Annotated in this window: 16 protein-coding genes; 8 read left to right on the forward strand and 8 right to left on the reverse strand. The window is 72.1% G+C overall.

Going from position 1 to position 16962, the window contains the following annotated elements:
* The first annotated feature begins 137 nt into the window (after positions 1-137).
* Complete coding sequence (locus ACTWPW_RS36075; protein ID WP_443171279.1) at positions 138-1043, forward strand: SDR family NAD(P)-dependent oxidoreductase; 906 nt, start codon at positions 138-140, stop codon at positions 1041-1043.
* Positions 1044-1148: 105 nt separating this feature from the next.
* Here the strand turns inward: ACTWPW_RS36075 and ACTWPW_RS36080 are convergent, their stop codons facing one another.
* Positions 1149-1448 (reverse strand): hypothetical protein, encoded by a 300-nt coding sequence (locus ACTWPW_RS36080; RefSeq protein ID WP_443171280.1) that lies wholly within the window; start codon positions 1446-1448, stop codon positions 1149-1151.
* Between the two features lie 193 nt (positions 1449-1641).
* Here ACTWPW_RS36080 and ACTWPW_RS36085 point away from each other — a divergent pair, with 193 nt between their 5' ends.
* The gene (locus tag ACTWPW_RS36085; protein WP_443171281.1) at positions 1642-3708 is read left to right on the forward strand and encodes a sensor histidine kinase; all 2067 of its coding nucleotides are present in this window, start codon (positions 1642-1644) and stop codon (positions 3706-3708) included.
* 41 nt (positions 3709-3749) lie between these two features.
* Here the strand turns inward: ACTWPW_RS36085 and ACTWPW_RS36090 are convergent, their stop codons facing one another.
* From ACTWPW_RS36090 to ACTWPW_RS36105, 4 genes are all read right to left on the reverse strand, one after another.
* Positions 3750-4655: an aminoglycoside phosphotransferase family protein gene (locus tag ACTWPW_RS36090; RefSeq protein WP_375112960.1), complete on the reverse strand. Its 906-nt coding sequence runs from the start codon at positions 4653-4655 to the stop codon at positions 3750-3752.
* A 67-nt stretch (positions 4656-4722) separates the two neighbouring features.
* Positions 4723-6870, reverse strand: a complete 2148-nt coding sequence (gene helR, locus ACTWPW_RS36095; RefSeq protein WP_443171282.1) for an RNA polymerase recycling motor ATPase HelR — start codon at positions 6868-6870, stop codon at positions 4723-4725.
* A 280-nt stretch (positions 6871-7150) separates the two neighbouring features.
* Positions 7151-7390 (reverse strand): hypothetical protein, encoded by a 240-nt coding sequence (locus ACTWPW_RS36100; protein WP_375112958.1) that lies wholly within the window; start codon positions 7388-7390, stop codon positions 7151-7153.
* Positions 7391-7417: 27 nt separating this feature from the next.
* Positions 7418-8617, reverse strand: a complete 1200-nt coding sequence (locus ACTWPW_RS36105; protein ID WP_375112957.1) for an acyl-CoA dehydrogenase family protein — start codon at positions 8615-8617, stop codon at positions 7418-7420.
* Between the two features lie 117 nt (positions 8618-8734).
* On the opposite strand from ACTWPW_RS36105, the gene ACTWPW_RS36110 reads away from it, so the two are divergent.
* Together ACTWPW_RS36110 and ACTWPW_RS36115 are read left to right on the forward strand one after the other, a co-directional pair.
* Positions 8735-10027, forward strand: a complete 1293-nt coding sequence (locus ACTWPW_RS36110) for a PucR family transcriptional regulator (RefSeq protein ID WP_443171283.1) — start codon at positions 8735-8737, stop codon at positions 10025-10027.
* Positions 10028-10107: 80 nt separating this feature from the next.
* The gene (locus ACTWPW_RS36115; protein WP_443171284.1) at positions 10108-10584 is read left to right on the forward strand and encodes a flavin reductase family protein; all 477 of its coding nucleotides are present in this window, start codon (positions 10108-10110) and stop codon (positions 10582-10584) included.
* 285 nt (positions 10585-10869) lie between these two features.
* On the opposite strand, the gene ACTWPW_RS36120 is transcribed toward ACTWPW_RS36115, so the two are convergent.
* Positions 10870-11244 (reverse strand): winged helix-turn-helix transcriptional regulator, encoded by a 375-nt coding sequence (locus ACTWPW_RS36120; protein WP_375112954.1) that lies wholly within the window; start codon positions 11242-11244, stop codon positions 10870-10872.
* Positions 11245-11358: 114 nt separating this feature from the next.
* Between ACTWPW_RS36120 and ACTWPW_RS36125 the strand changes: the two genes are divergently transcribed.
* Positions 11359-11997, forward strand: coding sequence for an NADPH-dependent F420 reductase (locus ACTWPW_RS36125; RefSeq protein WP_443171285.1), 639 nt, complete (start codon positions 11359-11361; stop codon positions 11995-11997).
* A 17-nt stretch (positions 11998-12014) separates the two neighbouring features.
* Here ACTWPW_RS36125 and ACTWPW_RS36130 read toward each other — a convergent pair whose 3' ends face one another.
* Positions 12015-12623, reverse strand: coding sequence for a hypothetical protein (locus ACTWPW_RS36130; RefSeq protein ID WP_443171286.1), 609 nt, complete (start codon positions 12621-12623; stop codon positions 12015-12017).
* 184 nt (positions 12624-12807) lie between these two features.
* Here ACTWPW_RS36130 and ACTWPW_RS36135 point away from each other — a divergent pair, with 184 nt between their 5' ends.
* The 3 genes from ACTWPW_RS36135 to ACTWPW_RS36145 all read left to right on the forward strand — a co-directional run bounded on the left by ACTWPW_RS36135 (position 12808) and on the right by ACTWPW_RS36145 (position 16114).
* The gene (locus tag ACTWPW_RS36135; protein WP_443171303.1) at positions 12808-14091 is read left to right on the forward strand and encodes an ArsB/NhaD family transporter; all 1284 of its coding nucleotides are present in this window, start codon (positions 12808-12810) and stop codon (positions 14089-14091) included.
* Between the two features lie 184 nt (positions 14092-14275).
* Positions 14276-15406 carry an MFS transporter gene (locus ACTWPW_RS36140; RefSeq protein ID WP_443171287.1) on the forward strand — a complete coding sequence of 377 codons (1131 nt, stop codon included), beginning with the start codon at positions 14276-14278 and terminating at the stop codon, positions 15404-15406.
* Positions 15407-15499: 93 nt separating this feature from the next.
* Positions 15500-16114, forward strand: a complete 615-nt coding sequence (locus ACTWPW_RS36145; protein ID WP_443171288.1) for a TetR family transcriptional regulator C-terminal domain-containing protein — start codon at positions 15500-15502, stop codon at positions 16112-16114.
* Between the two features lie 19 nt (positions 16115-16133).
* On the opposite strand, the gene ACTWPW_RS36150 is transcribed toward ACTWPW_RS36145, so the two are convergent.
* Entirely contained in the window at positions 16134-16727 is a 594-nt protein-coding gene (locus tag ACTWPW_RS36150) for a hypothetical protein (protein WP_375112949.1), read from the reverse strand.
* Between the last annotated feature and the right edge of the window lie 235 nt (positions 16728-16962).

A 16962-nucleotide genomic window follows, 5' to 3' on the forward strand; every position in this document is an offset into this window, starting at 1 on the left:
CCGATCACGGTGGGGCACCCTGCGGGCGTGAGGCGCCAGGACTGGAGACGCCGGCCGTTCCAGCGCTGGACGATCACGCAACCATCGTGGATCGGCAAGCATTCCGCGTCCAACCCGGAGTTCTTACGGTTGAGGTCATGACACGTATCAGCACCCCGTTCAACGCCAAGACCACGGCCGCCGAGATCCTCACCGGCCTCGACCTCACCGGACGGCGGATCATCGTCACCGGCGGCGCCTCCGGGATCGGCCTGGAGACCACGCGGGCGCTGCGGGATGCCGGGGCCGAGGTCACCGTCGCCACCCGCAACCCCGGCCCCGGGCAGCAGGCCCTGGACCTGAGCGACCTCGGCTCGGTACGCGCGTTCGCGGCCGGCTGGACCGGGCCGGTGCACGCGATCGTGGCCAACGCGGGGATCATGGCGCTGCCCACCCGCCAGGTCGCCGCCAACGGCTGGGAGTTGCAGCTGGCGACGAACTTCCTCGGGCATTTCGCGCTGATCACCGGACTGCACGACAACCTCCGGCAGGCCGGCGGCGCGCGGGTGGTCGTGGTGAGCTCGGGCATTCAGCTGCGCGAGCCGTTCGACTTCGACGACCCGCACTTCGAGCGGCGCCCGTACGAGCCGTGGGCCGCGTACGGGCAGTCGAAGACGGCCGACGTGCTGCTCGCGGTGGGCGCGGCACGGCGCTGGGCCGCCGACGGCATCACCGCGAACGCGCTCGAACCCGGCTACATCCACACCAACCTGCAGCGGCACGTCGACGAAGCGACGATGCGGGCGATGGGCGCGATGGACGACGAGGGCAACCTGCTGACCCCCGACTTCTTCAAGTCCCCGGAGCAGGGCGCGTCCACCTCGGTGCTGCTCGCCGCGTCCCCGCTGCTGGACGGCGTCACCGGCCGGTACTTCTCGAACGACAACCAGGAGGCCGAGGTGGTGCCGGGCGGCCCGGACGCGACCACCGGCGTCGCCGCCTGGTCGGTCGACCCCGCCGCCGCCGACCGCCTCTGGGACTACGCCCTCGAAGCGACGGCGTGACCGCCTCTCGATCAGGATCCCGCGTGAGCCTGCCGGCGTTCTCGACCGTACGCCCGCGCGCTCACCATGAGCGGCCAGGCAGGCCCGGCATGTGCATGCGTGGTCCTACTCGTGGACGGTCATGTACACCATCTCGTCCATGGGCAGCCCGGTGGCCGCGACCGCCCGCCGCAGCTCGCCGCTCAAGTGGCTCATGTCCTTGAGCCGCTCCACCGCCACGAAGGCGTGCGGCCATCTGGACGATCGCAGCCAGGTCTCGGGCGGCTGCCGCTGCCACTCGTGAGCGGTGTCGGCGGCTTCGCCGACGACCCGGCCGACGGCGCGTAACTCCGGGAGCACGGCCGGGTCCACGTGCCGCACGTCAGCCCCGGAGAAGCCCAGCGCGATCCACCCCAGGCCGGCCATCCGAAGTCGACCAGCGGAAACACGAGGCTTCCGACAATCAAGACGTCGGCAGGACGGGGCTCTGGGCGTCCCCGGCGCTCAGGGCCCCCGGTGGTAACGGCCCGCTTACAATGGCGGGCAAATCGCGGCCTTTGTACCGTTCCGCGGGCACGCTAGGGTCAGGCGGGAACGGGAGCCGGAAAGCGGGGGCGGGATGGCGTGGGCAGCCCGGACGGTCGCCGTCGTCCTGGCCGTGGTGTCTCCGGTGCTCGTGATCGCGGCCAGGCTGATCTTCGCGGGGCTTCCGGAGGAGTGGCGGCTGCCCGGGACGATCACGCCGCTGACGGCGGCGGGGGTGACCTTTCCCGCGGTCGGGGCGTTCCTCATCGCGCATCGGCCGCGGCTCAAGCTGGCGTGGATGATGATCGCGGGCGGGCTCGGCGGTGCCGTCTACGACGTCTGCACGACGACGATGCTGGCGTCCGCGGCACGCGGGGATCTTGAGCTCGCCGGGTACCTGAGGTTCCCGGCGCAGATCGGCTGGGCGGTGTCCGCGCTCCTGCTGGAGATGCTGCTGCCGCTCTACTCCCCCGACGGCAGGTTGCCCTCGAAGCGCTGGCGGGCGGTGGTGCTGCTGGGTGTGGTGTCCATCGGGGCCGAGAGCGCGCGCCAGTTCGTACGGCCGGATCCGCCGCTCGAGGGCTACCTGTTGCCCGCCGTCATCCACAACCCGCTGCAGATCGCCGCCCTGGCGCCGTACTACTCGACCATAGGGGTGCTGACCTGGACGGCGGTCCTGGTGACGCTGCCGCTGGCGGCGCTGTCCCTGCTGCTGCGCCTCCGCCGGGCGGACCCGGTGGGCAGGCGGCAGATCGGCTGGCCGCTGCTGGCGTTCGCCGGGTACATCGTGTTCATGCTCGTGGGCATCGCCGTGCCGGAGCTGTACTGGCTGTCGGTCGTCTGGGCGATGCTCATCCCCGTCGCGATGGTGTTCTCGGTGATGCGTTACCGGCTGTACGGCATCGACACCATCATCAGCCGGACCTTCGTCGCCGCGGGGCTGCTGACCGTGGTCGGCGGGATCTACTTCGGCGTGGCCACGCTGTCGAGCCTGCTGGTGTCCGGGTACGACCAGGTCGCCGGGCTCGCCGCCGCCCTGTTCACGGGCGCGTTCTTCCAGCCGTTGCGCCGGATGTTGCAGCGTGCCATGGACCACCTGCTCTACGGCCCGGTCGGCGACCCGCGCGTGCTCGCCGAGCGGCTGGTCCAGGAGGTGCGCCGGGGGGATCCGGCGCAGGCGCTGGCGTCGGTGATCGGCGTGCTGCGCGAGGGCCTGGCGGTGCAGGGGGTCGCGGTGGAGGTGACCGGCGGGGAGCCGGGACACCAGGGCAGCGTGGCGAACACGGTCAGCGGGCAGGTCGGTAACTCCCCGCGCGAGGTGCCGCTGGTCTGGCACGGCGAGCTGGTGGGGCGGCTGCTGGTCGGCCCGCCCGCCCCGCGCCGCTTCCCCGCCGCACACGACGAGCGGGTGCTGGCCACGCTGGTCCCGTACGCGGCCGACGTGGCACACGCCCTGCGGATGGCGGCCGACCTGCAGCGCTCCCGCGAGCGCATCCTGACCGCCCGGGAGGAGGAACGGCGGCGGCTGCGCCGCGACCTGCACGACGGCCTGGGCCAGACGCTCAGCAGCATGGCCATGACCGTCAACATGGCCCGGCTCAGCCTGAAGACCTCCCCGGAGGCGGCCGACGAGCTGCTGAACGAGCTGCGTTCCGGCATGGACGCGGTCACGGGCGACATCCGGCAGCTCGTGTACGGCCTGCGCCCGCCCGCCTTGGACGACCTGGGCCTGGCCACCGCCTTGGAGGAGCTGGCCGGGCCCGAAGGCACCGCCACGGAGGTGCGGGTCGAGGGCGACCTGGCCGACCTGCCCGCCGCCGTCGAAGTGGCCGTGTACCGGATCGCGCAGGAGGCGCTGACCAACGTCCGGCGGCACGCGCGCGCCACTCGCGTCCGGGTCGAGCTACGCCGCGAGCCCGGGGCGCTGCGCCTGCTGATCGCCGACGACGGCGTGGGTCTGCCGCCGGAGCGCCGCCCGGGCGTGGGCCTGACCTCCATGCGCGAGCGCACCGCGGAGCTGGGCGGGATCTGCCTCGTCAACGGCGAGCCCGGAGCGGGCACCACCGTGGAGGTGATGCTCCCCGTCCCCGCGACCGGCACGCCGCCACCGGCGGAACGGCAGCACCGGACGGCTTCCGCCGGCCGGCCATCGGCCCCTTGAGCCCGGACCGCACACGGAATCGACCATCGGCCCTGAATCGATCACGAGCGCGATTCGTCCGCCAGGAGGCGTTCCAGGGTACGTTCCCCCAGCCGGCTCATCACCGGATTGCTTTCGACGTAATACCAGACCAGACCCATCGACTGCGCGAAAGCCCACGCCCTGCCACGCTCCCATTCCAGGTCGTCGCTCCCCAGGACCTCGCGGAGCACCTGCCGGGGCTCCGCTTCGAGCAGATGCCACGCGCTCACGAGGTCAAGAGCGGGATCGGCCGGCCCGAACCCGCCGACGTCGAGAACCCCGGCCAGCCGGCCGGCGGACACGAGCACGTTGCCGGGGATGAGATCACCATGGGTCATCACGTCTCCGGCCGCCGCGCGCGGCAGGTCGCGCATGGTCGCCCACATCCGGCGGAGCCGGGGCACGTCCAGCAGCCCCTCGCTGCGCTCGAAGCAGGTTTCCATCCATCCGTCATGGGCCCGCAGGTCACCGCCTCGCCCGGTGCCGCCGAACGTGCGGCCACGCGTGTCGATGGCGCGCAGGTCCGTGATGAGGTCGGCCAGGTCGCGCGCGAACGCGACCGATTCGCCGGGGTCCTCGTCCGTGGCCACGACGCCGGGCAACCACGTCTGCACCGACCACGGAAGCGGGTAGCCCGCCCCTGGTTCACCGAACGCGACCGGCTCGGGCGTACGGAACCGCGTACGATCCACCAGCTCACGCGCCGCCTCCGCCTCGGCCACCAGCTGGCGCCGCGTCGACTCGACGTCCCCTCCCAGGAGCGGGAACCGAGCGGCGACCTCCTCACCGATGCGGAAGATGGCGTTGACCGTCCCCTCCGAGACGATGCTCCGGACGGGCAGGCTTCGCCACTCGGGAAACTGCTCGTCCACCAGCGCGCGCACGGTCTCAGGAGGCACTGTCAGCTGATCGGTGTGCATTTTCATACGCGGTACTGTAATTCCGCAGGCCCCGTCCCCCACGTGGCGATCATCCGGTCAGGCGCGGCCGTCGTCAGGAGCTCGTGAGGATGACGAGTCGCTGGGTCGCCCGGGTCATCGCGACATAGCGGTCGACCGCTCCTTCGATGCCCTCGCCGAACTCCGCCGGGTCGACGAGCACGACCAGGTCGAACTCGAGCCCCTTCGACAGCTCCGGCGTCAGCGACCGGACCCGGGACGTCCCCCTGAACGTGGGATCCCCGATGACGCAGGCGATCCCCTCGGCGTTCGCGGCGAGCCACTTGTCGAGGATCGAGCCCAGGTCCGAAGCGGCTCCGTGTACGACGGGCACGTCGCTGCGGCGGATGGAGGCCGGCACGTTGGCGTCCGGGAGCACGGCCCGGATGACCGGCTCGGCCTCCGCCATGACCTCCTCCGGCGTCCGGTAGTTGATGCTCAGGGACGCCAGGTTGATCCGGTCGAGCCCGACGCGCTCGAGCCGTTCCCGCCACGACTCCGTGAACCCGTGCCTGGCCTGGGCCCGGTCCCCCACGATGGTGAAGCTCCTGGACGGGCAGCGGAGCAGCAGCATCTGCCACTCCGCGTCGGTCAGTTCCTGCGCCTCGTCCACGACGATGTGCGCGAACGGCCCGGCGAGCCGGTCCGGGTCGGCGGCGGGCAGCGCGGACTCGTCGACCAGGGCGTCCCTGATGTCCTGTCCGTGGAGCATCGTCACCACCCCCTCGCCGTCGTCGTCGGCCGCCAGCAGGTTGTCGACGACCTGCGCCACGCGCTCGCGTTCGGCGGCGACGGACGCGTCATGCCGGCGCTTGCGCCGTGCCGCCTCCGGGTCGCCGAGCCGCTGCCGGGCCGCGTCCAGGAGCGGCAGGTCGGACACCGTCCAGGCCTGGGCGTTCTCTCGCTGCAGCCGCCGGACTTCGTCGGGGCTGAGCCAGGGAGCGCACATCCGCAGGTAGGCGGGCACCGACCACAGGTCCCCGACGAGGTCGGCCGCTTCGATCAGCGGCCACGCGCGGTTGAAGGCCGTGAGGAGTTCCCGGTTCCGCAGCAGCGACTTGCGGAGCAGGGCGGGCGAGACGTCCTCGTCGTGCTTGTCCGCCAGGATCGTGAGCAGCCCCTCCCAGATCTGGTCGCGCGCCTCGTTGTGCGGGGTGCCGGGCTCCGCCGCCTCGAACGCCTCGGCCCAGTCCTCGGGGCCCAGCCAGATGTCGGACCAGTGGGTCGTCACCGTCATCCCCTTGGCGGGCAGGTTCTCGTAGAACCTGACGGCCGGCTCGATCGCCTTCACCATGTGCGCGGACGCCTTCAGGCGGGCCACGTCCGGATCGGTCTCGATCGCCGCCGCGGCCCCCTCGGTGACGAGGTCCCGCAGGGTGCAGGTCTGCACGCCCTCCTCCCCGAGGCTGGGCAGCACGTCGGAGACGTAGGCCAGGTAGGGCTGGTGCGGGCCGACGAACAGCACCCCGCCCCGGCGGTGACCGAGGCGGGGATCGGAGTAGAGGAGGTACGCGGAGCGGTGCAGGGCGACGACGGTCTTGCCCGTACCCGGGCCGCCGTCGACGACGAGAGCGCCACGGGAGCCCGCGCGGATGATGGCGTCCTGGTCGGCCTGGATGGTGCCGAGCACGTCGCGCATCCGGCCCGACCGGTTGCCGCCCAGGCTGGCGATGAAGGCGGACTGGTCGTCGAGCGCGGCGTGCCCGTCGAACCCGTCCGAGGTGAACACCTCGTCCCAGTAGTCGCTGATCCGGCCGCGGGTCCAGCGGTACCGGCGGCGGCTCGCCAGGCCCATCGGGTTGGCGTGGGTGGCTCCGAAGAACGGCTCGGCCGCCGGGGACCGCCAGTCCAGCAGCAGCCGGCGACCGGACCTGTCGGTGAGGCCGAGCCGGCCGATGTACACGGGCTCGGGGTCGTCCGCGCCCACCATGTGTCCGAGGCACAGGTCCAGGCCGAAGCGACGCAGCGCGCGCAGCCGAGCGGTCAGCCGGTGGATCTCCAGGTCCCGGTCCAGGGCCTGCCGGCCCAGGCCGCCGGGCGCCTTGCGCGCGGCGTCGAGGCGGTCGGACAGCTCGGCGATCGACTGTTCGAGGCTCTCCGCGATGGCCGCGAAGTGCTTCTCGTCACCGGCGACCAGCTTCGGGTCGGCCTTGGCCGAAAGGTTGTCGGGAAGGTCAAACGCGCTGGTGGTCAGCGGGTTCACGTCGTCAGCTCCTGATCTGTGGTCGCTGGTCACCTCACGCGCGGCAAGGTGACCGGACCGGTGTGACGAACCTGCGCGGTTGACAGGGACGTCCCCGCGCGACCCATGCGTCGACATCGGCACACGCACTGCTGCGTCCCCCATTTCCGCAGGTTCTGGCCTCGGCCGACGATTCTGCGGCATGACCGGGGTCTTGCCGCAAGCCCCCCGGTGCGCTATAGGTTGAGAGTGGAAAGGGGTGCGTGCTCCCCCTTACGTGTTCCCCTTTGCCTGGTGCCGCTCAGTCGGTGGGTTCGGTGTCGGGGCCGGCTTCCCTTCCGTCGGTGTCCTCGGCTGCTTCGCGCCGCTCCTCCTCGACCTTCTGCTCCGGATCGGGCGGCGGCTCGATCGGCTCCGCCGGGATCGGGCGGTCTGTTTCCCTGATCTCCACCCCGGCACGCTCGGCCACCGTATCGCTCTCCCCATGGACCCGGCCCACCGCGACCGGCAGGTCCGGGGATTCTGCGTCCTGTCCGTCCATGCCCCGCACCTGCCCGGGCCTCGATGGTCAAATCATGGGAGTCATCTGGTCGACGCCGAGCAGGGCCCGGCCGTAGGCCTCCCTGCTGATCTCCGGGCTGGCCACGGCGTGTCGTCCCGCCGTGTTGGCGTCGCGCCAGATCCGCTGCAGCGGGTTCTTCTCGGCGAAGCTGGAGGCGCCGTTGACGTCGATGAGCAGGTCGATCGCCCGCCGGGCGCAGCTCACGGCGTAACCGGTGTCCATGCGGACCCGCATCCGCTCCGTGAGGTCCAGTGACCGGCCGTCGGCGGCGGCCGTGTCGATGTCGCGGGCGGCGCGGAACACGTGCAGGGCGGTGGTGTCGATGAGCTGCGCGGCCTCGGCCACGGCGAACTGGACCGAGGGCGCCTGGGAGGAGCTCTCGTAGAAGGTGTAGGAGATGCCGCGCTTGCCGACGCTCTCCAGGGTGTGGTCGAGCGCCGCCCTGGCCAGTCCGAGCTGCGGCCCGGCCAGCACCAGGGCGAGGACGGGTACGGTGGCCGAGCGGTAGAGGGGCTCGCCGGGGTGCGGATCGGCCGCCTGCGGCCCGAGCGCGATGCGCTGATAGCGGTGCGCGGGCACGAACACGTCCGTCGCGATCACCGTGTTGCTGCCGGTGCCGCGCATCCCGGCCACGTGCCAGGTGTCCTTGATGTCGAGCTCGGCCATGGGCATGAGCACGCTGCCGTGATCGACGGTCCGCCCGGCGTCGTCGGTGACCGCGACGCCCATGAGCGCCCACCCGGCATGCAGGCAGCCGGAGGCGAAGCCCCATGAGCCGGTGACCGTGTACCCGCCCTCGACCGGCCGGGCGATCCCGGTCGGGGCGACGACGCCGCAGGTCCTGGCGTCGGGCCCGGCGCCGAACACCTCGTCCCTGGCCTGGTCGGGGTAGGTCGCCGCGGCCCAGTTGCAGACGTTGAGCAGGGTGACGACCCAGGAGGTGGAGCCGCAGGCGCGGGCGAGCTCGGCGGTGACGCCCAGGAACGTGGTGAAGCCGGCCTCGTGCCCCCCGTACCGCTTGGGCACGGTGAGCTTGAGCAGGCCGGCCTCGGTGAGCGCGGCGAGGCTGTCGTCCGGCAGGCGGCGGTCGGTCTCGGTCCGTGCCGCGTTCTCGGCGAGCAGCGGGCGCAGTTGCCTGGCCCGGGTCACGAGCTCGCCGTCCATGGTGGGGTCGTACTGGAGGGGGAAGTCCCAGGGTCGCGTCATGGCCTAGATTTCACGACGGCGCAACGGTGGCGGGCTTGCGTCGTGGGGCCAAAACTGGTCTTCCGGCTTGTGCTGGGGCACTGTGCATCTTTCCTTCAGGACGGGTGGGATCGGCTCATGAGCGATGAATGGCTGGTACGGCTGTGCCCCGACGGCGAGCCGCCGCGGCCGGGCTGTTCGGCGGTGACGATCGCGGCGGCCACCGAGGCGCTCGGGCCCGGCCCCGTGGCCTGGGCCGCGCAGCTGGCGCCGGGCATGACCGAGGAGATCATCCGGCAGGTGCCCGAGCACGGGGGCGGTCCGGCCCCATTCGACACGCTGCGGCGCTCGGTCGAGTCGTCGGTGCTGGCGGCGCTTGCGGGGTTCCGGCACGGCATCCCGGTGGCCTCGGCCGTGGTGCCGAAGGAGGCGCTGGAGGGCGGCAGGGAGTTCGCCCGCAGGGCGATCCCGCTGGATCGGGTGCTGCGCGGCATCCGGCTCGGTCACGCCGCCCTGCACCGGGCGCTGATGGAGGTGATCGGGGACGATCCCGACGAGGTGCGCCGGGTGAGCGAGCTGCTGTTCGGGTACGCCGACGTGCACGCCAGCACGCTGGCCGAGGAGTACATCGCCGAGCGGGACCGCTGGGTGGGCAGCACCGCGGCGCAGCGCAGGCGGGTGGTGGAGGACCTCCTCGCGGGCCGGCCGGTCGAGGCGGAGGCGGCGAGCCGGGTGCTGGGCTACGACGTGCGCTCGCCGCACACGGCGCTCATCCTGTCGGCGGCCGACGCCCGCACGGCGCCGCAGGTGTTGCAGCGCCTCGCCGCCGAGCTAGCCGGGACCTCGGGCTCGCTGGCCGTGCCGGCGTCGGAGTCGTCGTTGTGGTTGTGGGTCGGCGGCCCCCTCGCGGAGGCGCGGGCCGGGGGGCCGCCGAAGGTGGCGGTGCCCCCGGGAGTGCGGGTGGCGGCCGGCCCGCCGGCGGCGGGGATCGAGGGGTTCCGGCGCAGCCACCTGGGTGCCAGGGCGGCCGAGAGCATCGGGATATCGCGCGGGGCCGTCTGGTGCGACTACGCCGACGTGCGGGTGGTGGCGTTGTGCACGGCCGACCCCGAGCAGGCGACCTGGTTCGTACGCGAGACGCTGGGGCCGCTGGCGGCCGACGACGAGCGGGTCGCGGAGCTGCGCCAGACCTTGCGCGCGTACCTGGCGGCCGGGCGCAGCCTGCAGGCGGCGGCCACGGACCTGCACGTCGCCCGCAACACCGTGACGTACCGGGTGAAGCGGGCCGAGGAACTGCTCGGGCATCCGGTGGCGGAGGACCGGCTTGAGGTGCAGCTCGCGCTGGAGATCGCCCACTGGCTGCCGCCGCGCCGCTCCCCGCGGCGGCGATCGGCACCGCTGGAGGCGATGTACGTCCACACGCCCGACTGACCCGCGCGGCCAAGGTCGTCGATGATTTTGGTGCTGGGCGGCCAAGCCGGGCGCCCCGGGGCGGACGCATCGTGAGGCGTATGAGCATCGACCCCGCGCTGTTGCGCCGCGCGCTCCGCCACGTGCCGACCAGCGTCGCCGTCGTCACCTCCGTAACGGACACGGGCCGTCCGGTCGGGATGACGGTCGGCTCGTTCGCCTCGGCGTCGCTGGAGCCGCCCCTGGTCTCCTTCTTCGCCGGGTGCGCCTCCGCGACCTGGCCGCTGATCCACGCCACCGGACGCTTCTGCGTGAACGTGCTGGCCGCCCACCAGGGCGACCTGGGGGCGGCCTTCGCCGGCTCGCGGGCCGACCGGTTCGCCGGCCTGACCTGGTCGCCGGGCCCGCTCGGCTCCCCCGTGCTGGACGGCGTGCTGGCCTGGCTGGAGTGCGAGCTGGACAGCACGTACCGGGTGGGCGACCACCACGCGGTCATCGGCCGGGTGTCGTCGCTGGAGGCCCGCGAGGACGTGGGGCCGCTGGTGTTCCATCGGGGAGCGCTGGCGGCCCTCGGCTGATCGGCGGCGGTCGTCCGCCGGATGCATGACGCCCGCCATCAGGCGCCGGGCGGTCCGGATCGCGCCGACGGAGCGCACGGCCGGCCGGCGGAGGTGAGGTTGCCGCAGTTGCCCGAGCCGCCGAGGCCGTCGATCCGCATCGGTGTCGTGGCCGGGCACATGGGCCCGCCCATGACGCCGGAGCCGAGTGCGGCGCTAATGACGCTCCTTCCTGACCGGGGTTCCGTCCGGGGAGCGAGGTGGCGATGACGGGCAGCGGCCCGCTGGCCAGCGCGCCGCGTCGGGTCAGAGGCCCGCGTCGGCGACGTTTCGCGCAGCCCTCTCCTGGGCGGCGAGGAGCTCGTCGCCGTACTCGCCGGCCCAGTGGCCGAGCGCCTTCAGCGGTCCGTCGACCAGGCTCTGTCCCAGGCCGGTCAGGGCGTACTCGACCCGCGGCGGGGCCTCGGCGTGGGCGTGGCGGCCGATCAGGCCGCTGGCGAGCAGGCGGTGCAGCGCCTGCGTGAGCACCTTGTCGCTGATCCCGCCGATCGCGGTGCGCAGTTCGCGTCGCCGGCGCGGGCCGGTGGCGAGGGCGGCCAGGACGACCGGGTCCCAGGTGTGGGCGAACAGGTCGGTGGCCGCGCGTATGCGGCAGTCGGCCACGAACTCGTCGCGATCCATGTCCCGATCACTCCCCTCGCGGCCATCATCGCCTGTCCGATACGTACCGATTGGTGGGTAACGCCTTTTCTACCGTAGCCAGCAGACGATCACCGGTAGTGAGAGGGGACGCGGATGCGTATCGGGATTCTGGGCACGGGGGTGCTGGCGGGGGCGCTGGGCGAGGGCTGGGCGCGTGCCGGGCACGAGGTGGCCGTCGCCGGGCGGTCCCCCGCCAGGGCGCGGGAGCTGGCCGAGCGGCTGGGCGGCCGGGCGTACGCGGTCACGCCGCGCGAGGCGGTCGCCGGCCGGGACGCCGTGCTGCTCGCGGTGGCCTGGCAGGGGGCCGAGGACGTGCTGCGGAGCGCGGGCGCGGCCGAGGGCACCCTGGCGGGGACCGCGTTGATCGACCCGACGAACGCCGTCGAGCACGGCCGGGGCGTGCTGCTCACCGAGCCCGGCGAGGCGATGGCCCAGCGGATCGCCCGGCTGGCTCCGGGCGCGCACGTCGTCAAGGCCTTCCACCTGTTCCCCTCCGGGCAGTGGACCAGGTTGCGTACCGATGGCGAACCGCCCGTCACGGTGACGATGTGCGGCGACGATCCGGGCGCGTTGCGCGTCGTCGGCGACCTGGTACGCGATGTCGGCGCCGTCCCGGCCGTGCTGGGGTCCCTGGATCGGGCCCGCCAGCTGGAGGAGGTCGCGGGTTTCGTCATCGGCCTGGCCTTCGCCGGGACCGACCCCGGCTCCGCCGTCCCATCGGGCGCCGCATAACCCCCGTACAGCGGTGATCATGGCGCTGCCTCCAGGTTCACGACGCGCACCTGGTCACCGTGGTGCGGGGGCGGGCCGGTGCTGCGTACCGACCACCAGGTGCCGTCCATGAACGCCTGCTCCCGGCCGTCCTCGCTCTTGTGCACGGTGACGATCCTGTTCCGGTACGCGTCCGTACCGGAGACGGCCCTGCCGCGGCGCGAGCGCAGGGCGACGCGCCCGGCGAGCACCAGCGCCACCCCGAGCAGGAGCACGCCGATCCCGCCGGCCAGCCCGACGCCCGGGGCGGCCAGCTCGTACAGCAGGCCCAGGATGCCCACGGTGAGCAGGAGGTAGGCGAGGTTCGGGTTGGCCAGGGCCTGCCGTACCTGCTCGAAGAAGCTCAGCTCCGCACGGTCCACGCGGGCATCCGCGGTGCGCACGGTGACCGTCCGCTCCCCCGCCACGAGGACCCGCCGCCCGTCGGCCACCCGCAGCGCCGCCTCCAGCGACGGCGCGCCGGCGTCCACCACCTTCAGCCGTACGGCCTCGTCCACCGCGAGGGAGCGGCCCTGGCGCACCATGGCCACCGCCTGCGCCACGTCGGCGGAGAGGCCGGGCCACCACACTTGGCCGTTACCCTGCAAACCGGAATTGTCACACAATGTAATCCCGGACGCCCAGTGCGGGGACCGGGACTTTGACGACTGTTGATACGTTGGCGACAGGTGTGCCGGGAAGTCTGGTCGGCGGTCTTGTTGCCGATCCCGGGTGAGGTGCTTCCATGCGTGCACGCGACGTCGCCGACGCACCGGTGGTGGCCACGTGACGGTGACCGCGTGGCTGTCGGTGGCCGTCTTCCTGTGCGCCTACACGCTGATCGCCAGCGAGAAGGTGCACCGCGTCGCGGCGGCGCTCGGCGGAGCCGGGATCATGCTGCTCATCCACGCCACCAACGCCGAAGCCGCGTTCTTCTCCAAGGAAACCGGCATCGACTGGAACGTCATCTTCCTGCTCCTCGGCATGATGATCATCGTCGGCGTGCTCAAGCAGACCGGCGTCTTCGAATACCTCGCCATCTGGGCCGCCAAACGTGCCAGAGGACGCCCCTACCGGCTCATGGTCCTCCTCGTCGTCATCACCGCCCTCGCCTCCGCCCTGCTCGACAACGTCACCACCGTCCTGCTCATCGCCCCCGTCACCTTCCTGGTCTGCGAACGACTCGCCCTACCCGCCGCCCCCTTCCTCATCGCCGAAGCCATGGCCTCCAACATCGGCGGCGCCTCCACCCTGGTCGGCGACCCACCCAACATCATCATCGCCAGCCGAGCCGGACTCAGCTTCAACGACTTCCTCATCCACATGGCACCCATGATCATCATCCTGATGATCGTCTACGTCGGGCTGTGCCGACTGCTGTTCCGCAAATCCTTCACCTACGATCCCGAACGAGCCGCCGAAGTCATGGCACTCAACGAGCGGGAGGCCATCGCCGACCGCCGCCTGCTGTGGCAGTCCCTGGCCGTGCTCGCCGTGGTCATGGCCGCGTTCGTGCTGCACCCGGTGCTGCACTACGAACCGTCGGTGGTCGCCGTGCTGGGTGCAGGCGTGCTCGTGGCCGCCACCCGCGTCACCACCGAACAAGCCATCCGCGAAGTCGAATGGCCCACCCTCGTCTTCTTCGCCGGCCTGTTCGTCATGGTCGGAGCCCTCGTCGAAACCGGCGTCATCCCAGCCATCTCCCAGGCGGCGGCCGCAGCCACCCAAGGACAACTCGGCCTCACCACCATGCTGCTCCTGTGGGCCTCCGGCGGACTGTCAGCCATCGTCGACAACATCCCCTACGTCGCCACCATGAGCCCCATCGTCGCCGACCTCGTCCAGGCCAACGGCGGCAACGAGCAGGCCCAAGTGCTCTGGTGGGCCCTCGCCTTCGGCGCCGACCTCGGCGGCAACGCCACCGCCGTCGGCGCCGCCGCCAACGTCGTCATCCTCGGCATCGCCGCCCGCAACGGCACCCCCATCAGCTTCTGGCAGTTCACCCGCTACGGCCTCATCGTCACCCTGGTCACGATCACCCTGTGCGTCCCCTACCTCTGGCTGCGCTACCTGTGAAACCCGGTCGGCGGTGGTGTTGGAGGTCCGGCAGGCGCGGCCGCGGTAGATCGCTGGTGAGCCGGGAGTCCGGGGCGTAGGATCGCGGCGCAAGGTCCTCGTTGAGACGTCGCCCGCCAGGGGCTTGAGGGTCGGGCCGGTTCTCCGGTCGCGTCTCCCCGTTCTGTGGGAGGTGCGTGCCCGGATGAGCTCTCGTGTCGCCGTCACCGTGCTGGCGGCGGGTGTTGCGGCCAGTGCGGCCTTGGGGGAGTTCATCCCGTTCCTCGCTTCGGTGAGCGCGGAGTTCTCCCTGTCGCTCGGCTCCGTGGGCTGGCTGTCGTCGGCCATCACGCTCGTGGCCGGGCTCACCTGCCTGCCGCTGGGGATCTGGATGGCTCGCCGCCGGTTACGCGGGCTGTTCGCCGCCGCCCTGGTGGTGCTGGGAGCGGCGGGGCTGGGGACGGTGTTCGCGGTGGACCCGGCCGGGCTGTTCGCGTTGCGGGTGGTCCAGGCCGTCGGGTACGCCGTGGTGGTGGTCGCGGGGCCGGGACTGCTGACCCGGCTGCTGGAAGGCGGGGCGCGGCAGGCCGCTCTGGCGTTGTGGGGATTGTGCGTTCCGGCCGGGCTGACGCTGGCCAGTACGGTGGCGGCGCTCGTGGGGACGGCCGGCTGGCGCGCCGAGGTGATCGTCGTGGGCGGGCTCACATTGGTGGTCGCCGGGTGGGCCGCCACGATGCCTTCCGACGTCCGCCCCCGTCGGCACGGGCAAGGCGGCGACCGACCCGCCGGGCCGGGTGGTGCGGGGTGGGCGGTGGCCGCCCTGGCGGCCGGGTTCGCGATGATCGCCCTGGTGGGTGTCAGCCTGGTGACCGTCCTGCCCGCGTACCTGACGGAGGAGGCGGGCCTGGCCGGTCCGCACGTGAGCCTGCTGACAGGCCTGGTGTCGGCGTCCAGCGCGGCCGGCAGCCTGGTGGTGGGCGCGTCGCTGCGGGCGGGAGTACGGCCCGGGCGGCTGGTCGCCGCAGCACTGCTCATGGCTCCCCTGACCGCCGGGGTCTTCCTCGGCATGCCGGTGACGGTGGTGGTGTCGTGCGCGGCGGTGGTGCTGGGGCTCAACGGCCTGGCCGTGTCGGCGATGTTCGCGGTGGCGGGCGGTCGTCCCGCGTGGTGGGTCGGGGCGGTGACGCAGGCGGGCAGCCTGGGCACGCTGCTCGGGCCGCCGCTGTACGCGGGAGTGGTCGAGACGAGCGGGTGGAGTGCGGCGATCGTGGTGACAGCGGCGATCGTCTGTGGCGGCGTCGGATGCGCCGCCACAGCGATCCGCCGCTCGCGGTGACCCGCTCGTGCCGCGGCGGCGGCCCGAGGGGCCGGCGTCGACGTCGCTACACTGGGCGGCAATTCGGTGCGAGCACATCGAGAAGGGGGAGAAGTGACGGGGAGACGCACCCGCGGGCCCGGGGCGCACCATGCGGAGCGGCGCAACGAGGTCGCCGACGCCGTGCTCGCCGTCGTGGCCGAACGCGGCCTGGGCGCCGTGTCCCTGACCACGGTGGCCGCCCGGGCGGGCATCTCGCCCGGCCGCGTGCAGCACTACTTCCCGGCCAAGCGGCAGCTCATCGAGGCCGCCTTCGAGCGCGGCAACGAGCTGTCCGCCATCCGCGTCAGGCAGCAGGTCGGCTCCGACCTCGACGTGGCCGACCCGCGCCTGGTGCTCACCACCGTGCTCACCGAGCTCATCCCGTACGACGCCACCACCGAAGCCCACATGCGGGTGCGCCAGTCGTTCCACGCCCTCGGCTTCGCCGAGGAGACCATCGCCGCCAGACTGCGCATCCTGTACGCTGGTTTCCACCGCCAGATGGCCGACCTCCTCCGCAGGGACCAGCAGGCCGGCCGCGTCCGCGCCGACGTGGACGCCTCAGGCACCGCCCTGGCCCTCGTGGCCCTGGCCGAAGGGCTGGCCGCCTACGTACTCACCGGCGTCGCCCCCGCCGGCGTGGCCCGCGACCGGCTGCTCGCCGAGATCGCCGCGCTCTACGCCTGAGACGTACGAGCCCGGCCGGTCACCAGGCTTCCTCCCAGATCCCGTCGGGAATTCGATAAAGGGTCCGAGTCGCGGCGAACCATTCCCGGTCGAGGAAACGTCCGGTGATTCGGCCCACCATGCACAACAGCCGGTGCGCGTCGCGTTCGAGATCTCCGTCCGTACCGAGCGCGAGGCCGTTCACGAACGGCCGATATTCCGGGAATTCCAGGTAACCGCCTTCGTCGTGCGGCGGAGTGACGTGGCCCAGTTGTTCGCCGTCGTAGTAGAGGTACAACGGATCGAGCCTGTCCAGTTCTCCGTGGCAATAGATCTGGAAGACGCGTCGCCGGCCCAGATTGATGACACCGAGATGGTACGGGAGCAGGCCGAAGGCGAGAACCTGCGTCCAACCAGGCGCATGCGGGCCCATCCACACCGTCTTCTCCGGCGCGCCGGGAAACATGTCCGTAGCCGTTTCGAGGTCGCACTCCAGGCGCCAGTCCGGATCCACCCGGAGCAGCCGGGACAGCTCTTCCCGATCGTCGCCCTCGATCCACAGGCCGTGGAATTCATTGTGGATCCGATGCTTGACGACCAGGTCCCACTGATTCTCCACGGGCAGATTCAGCATTCAACGCGTCCTTGAGCCATTACCTGTCCTGCATTCAGCACGCGCGGTTCCCGGGCCTGGGCCAAGACCACTCCTGCGGCCGTCCTCATGGTAGTGCGTGTAATAGTTCACGGGCGCGGACTTTCCTGGAAAGGCGGTGAGAGGCCGGCCGGCAGGAGCGCGACGGGCCCGGCCCACCGGAATTGTCGTTGGCCTCCGCCATGATGGCCTCGCCCGCATCCCCCGCGTGATCCTG

It is taken from the genome of Nonomuraea sp. KM90, from assembly GCF_052246675.1.
Classification (GTDB): domain Bacteria; phylum Actinomycetota; class Actinomycetes; order Streptosporangiales; family Streptosporangiaceae; genus Nonomuraea.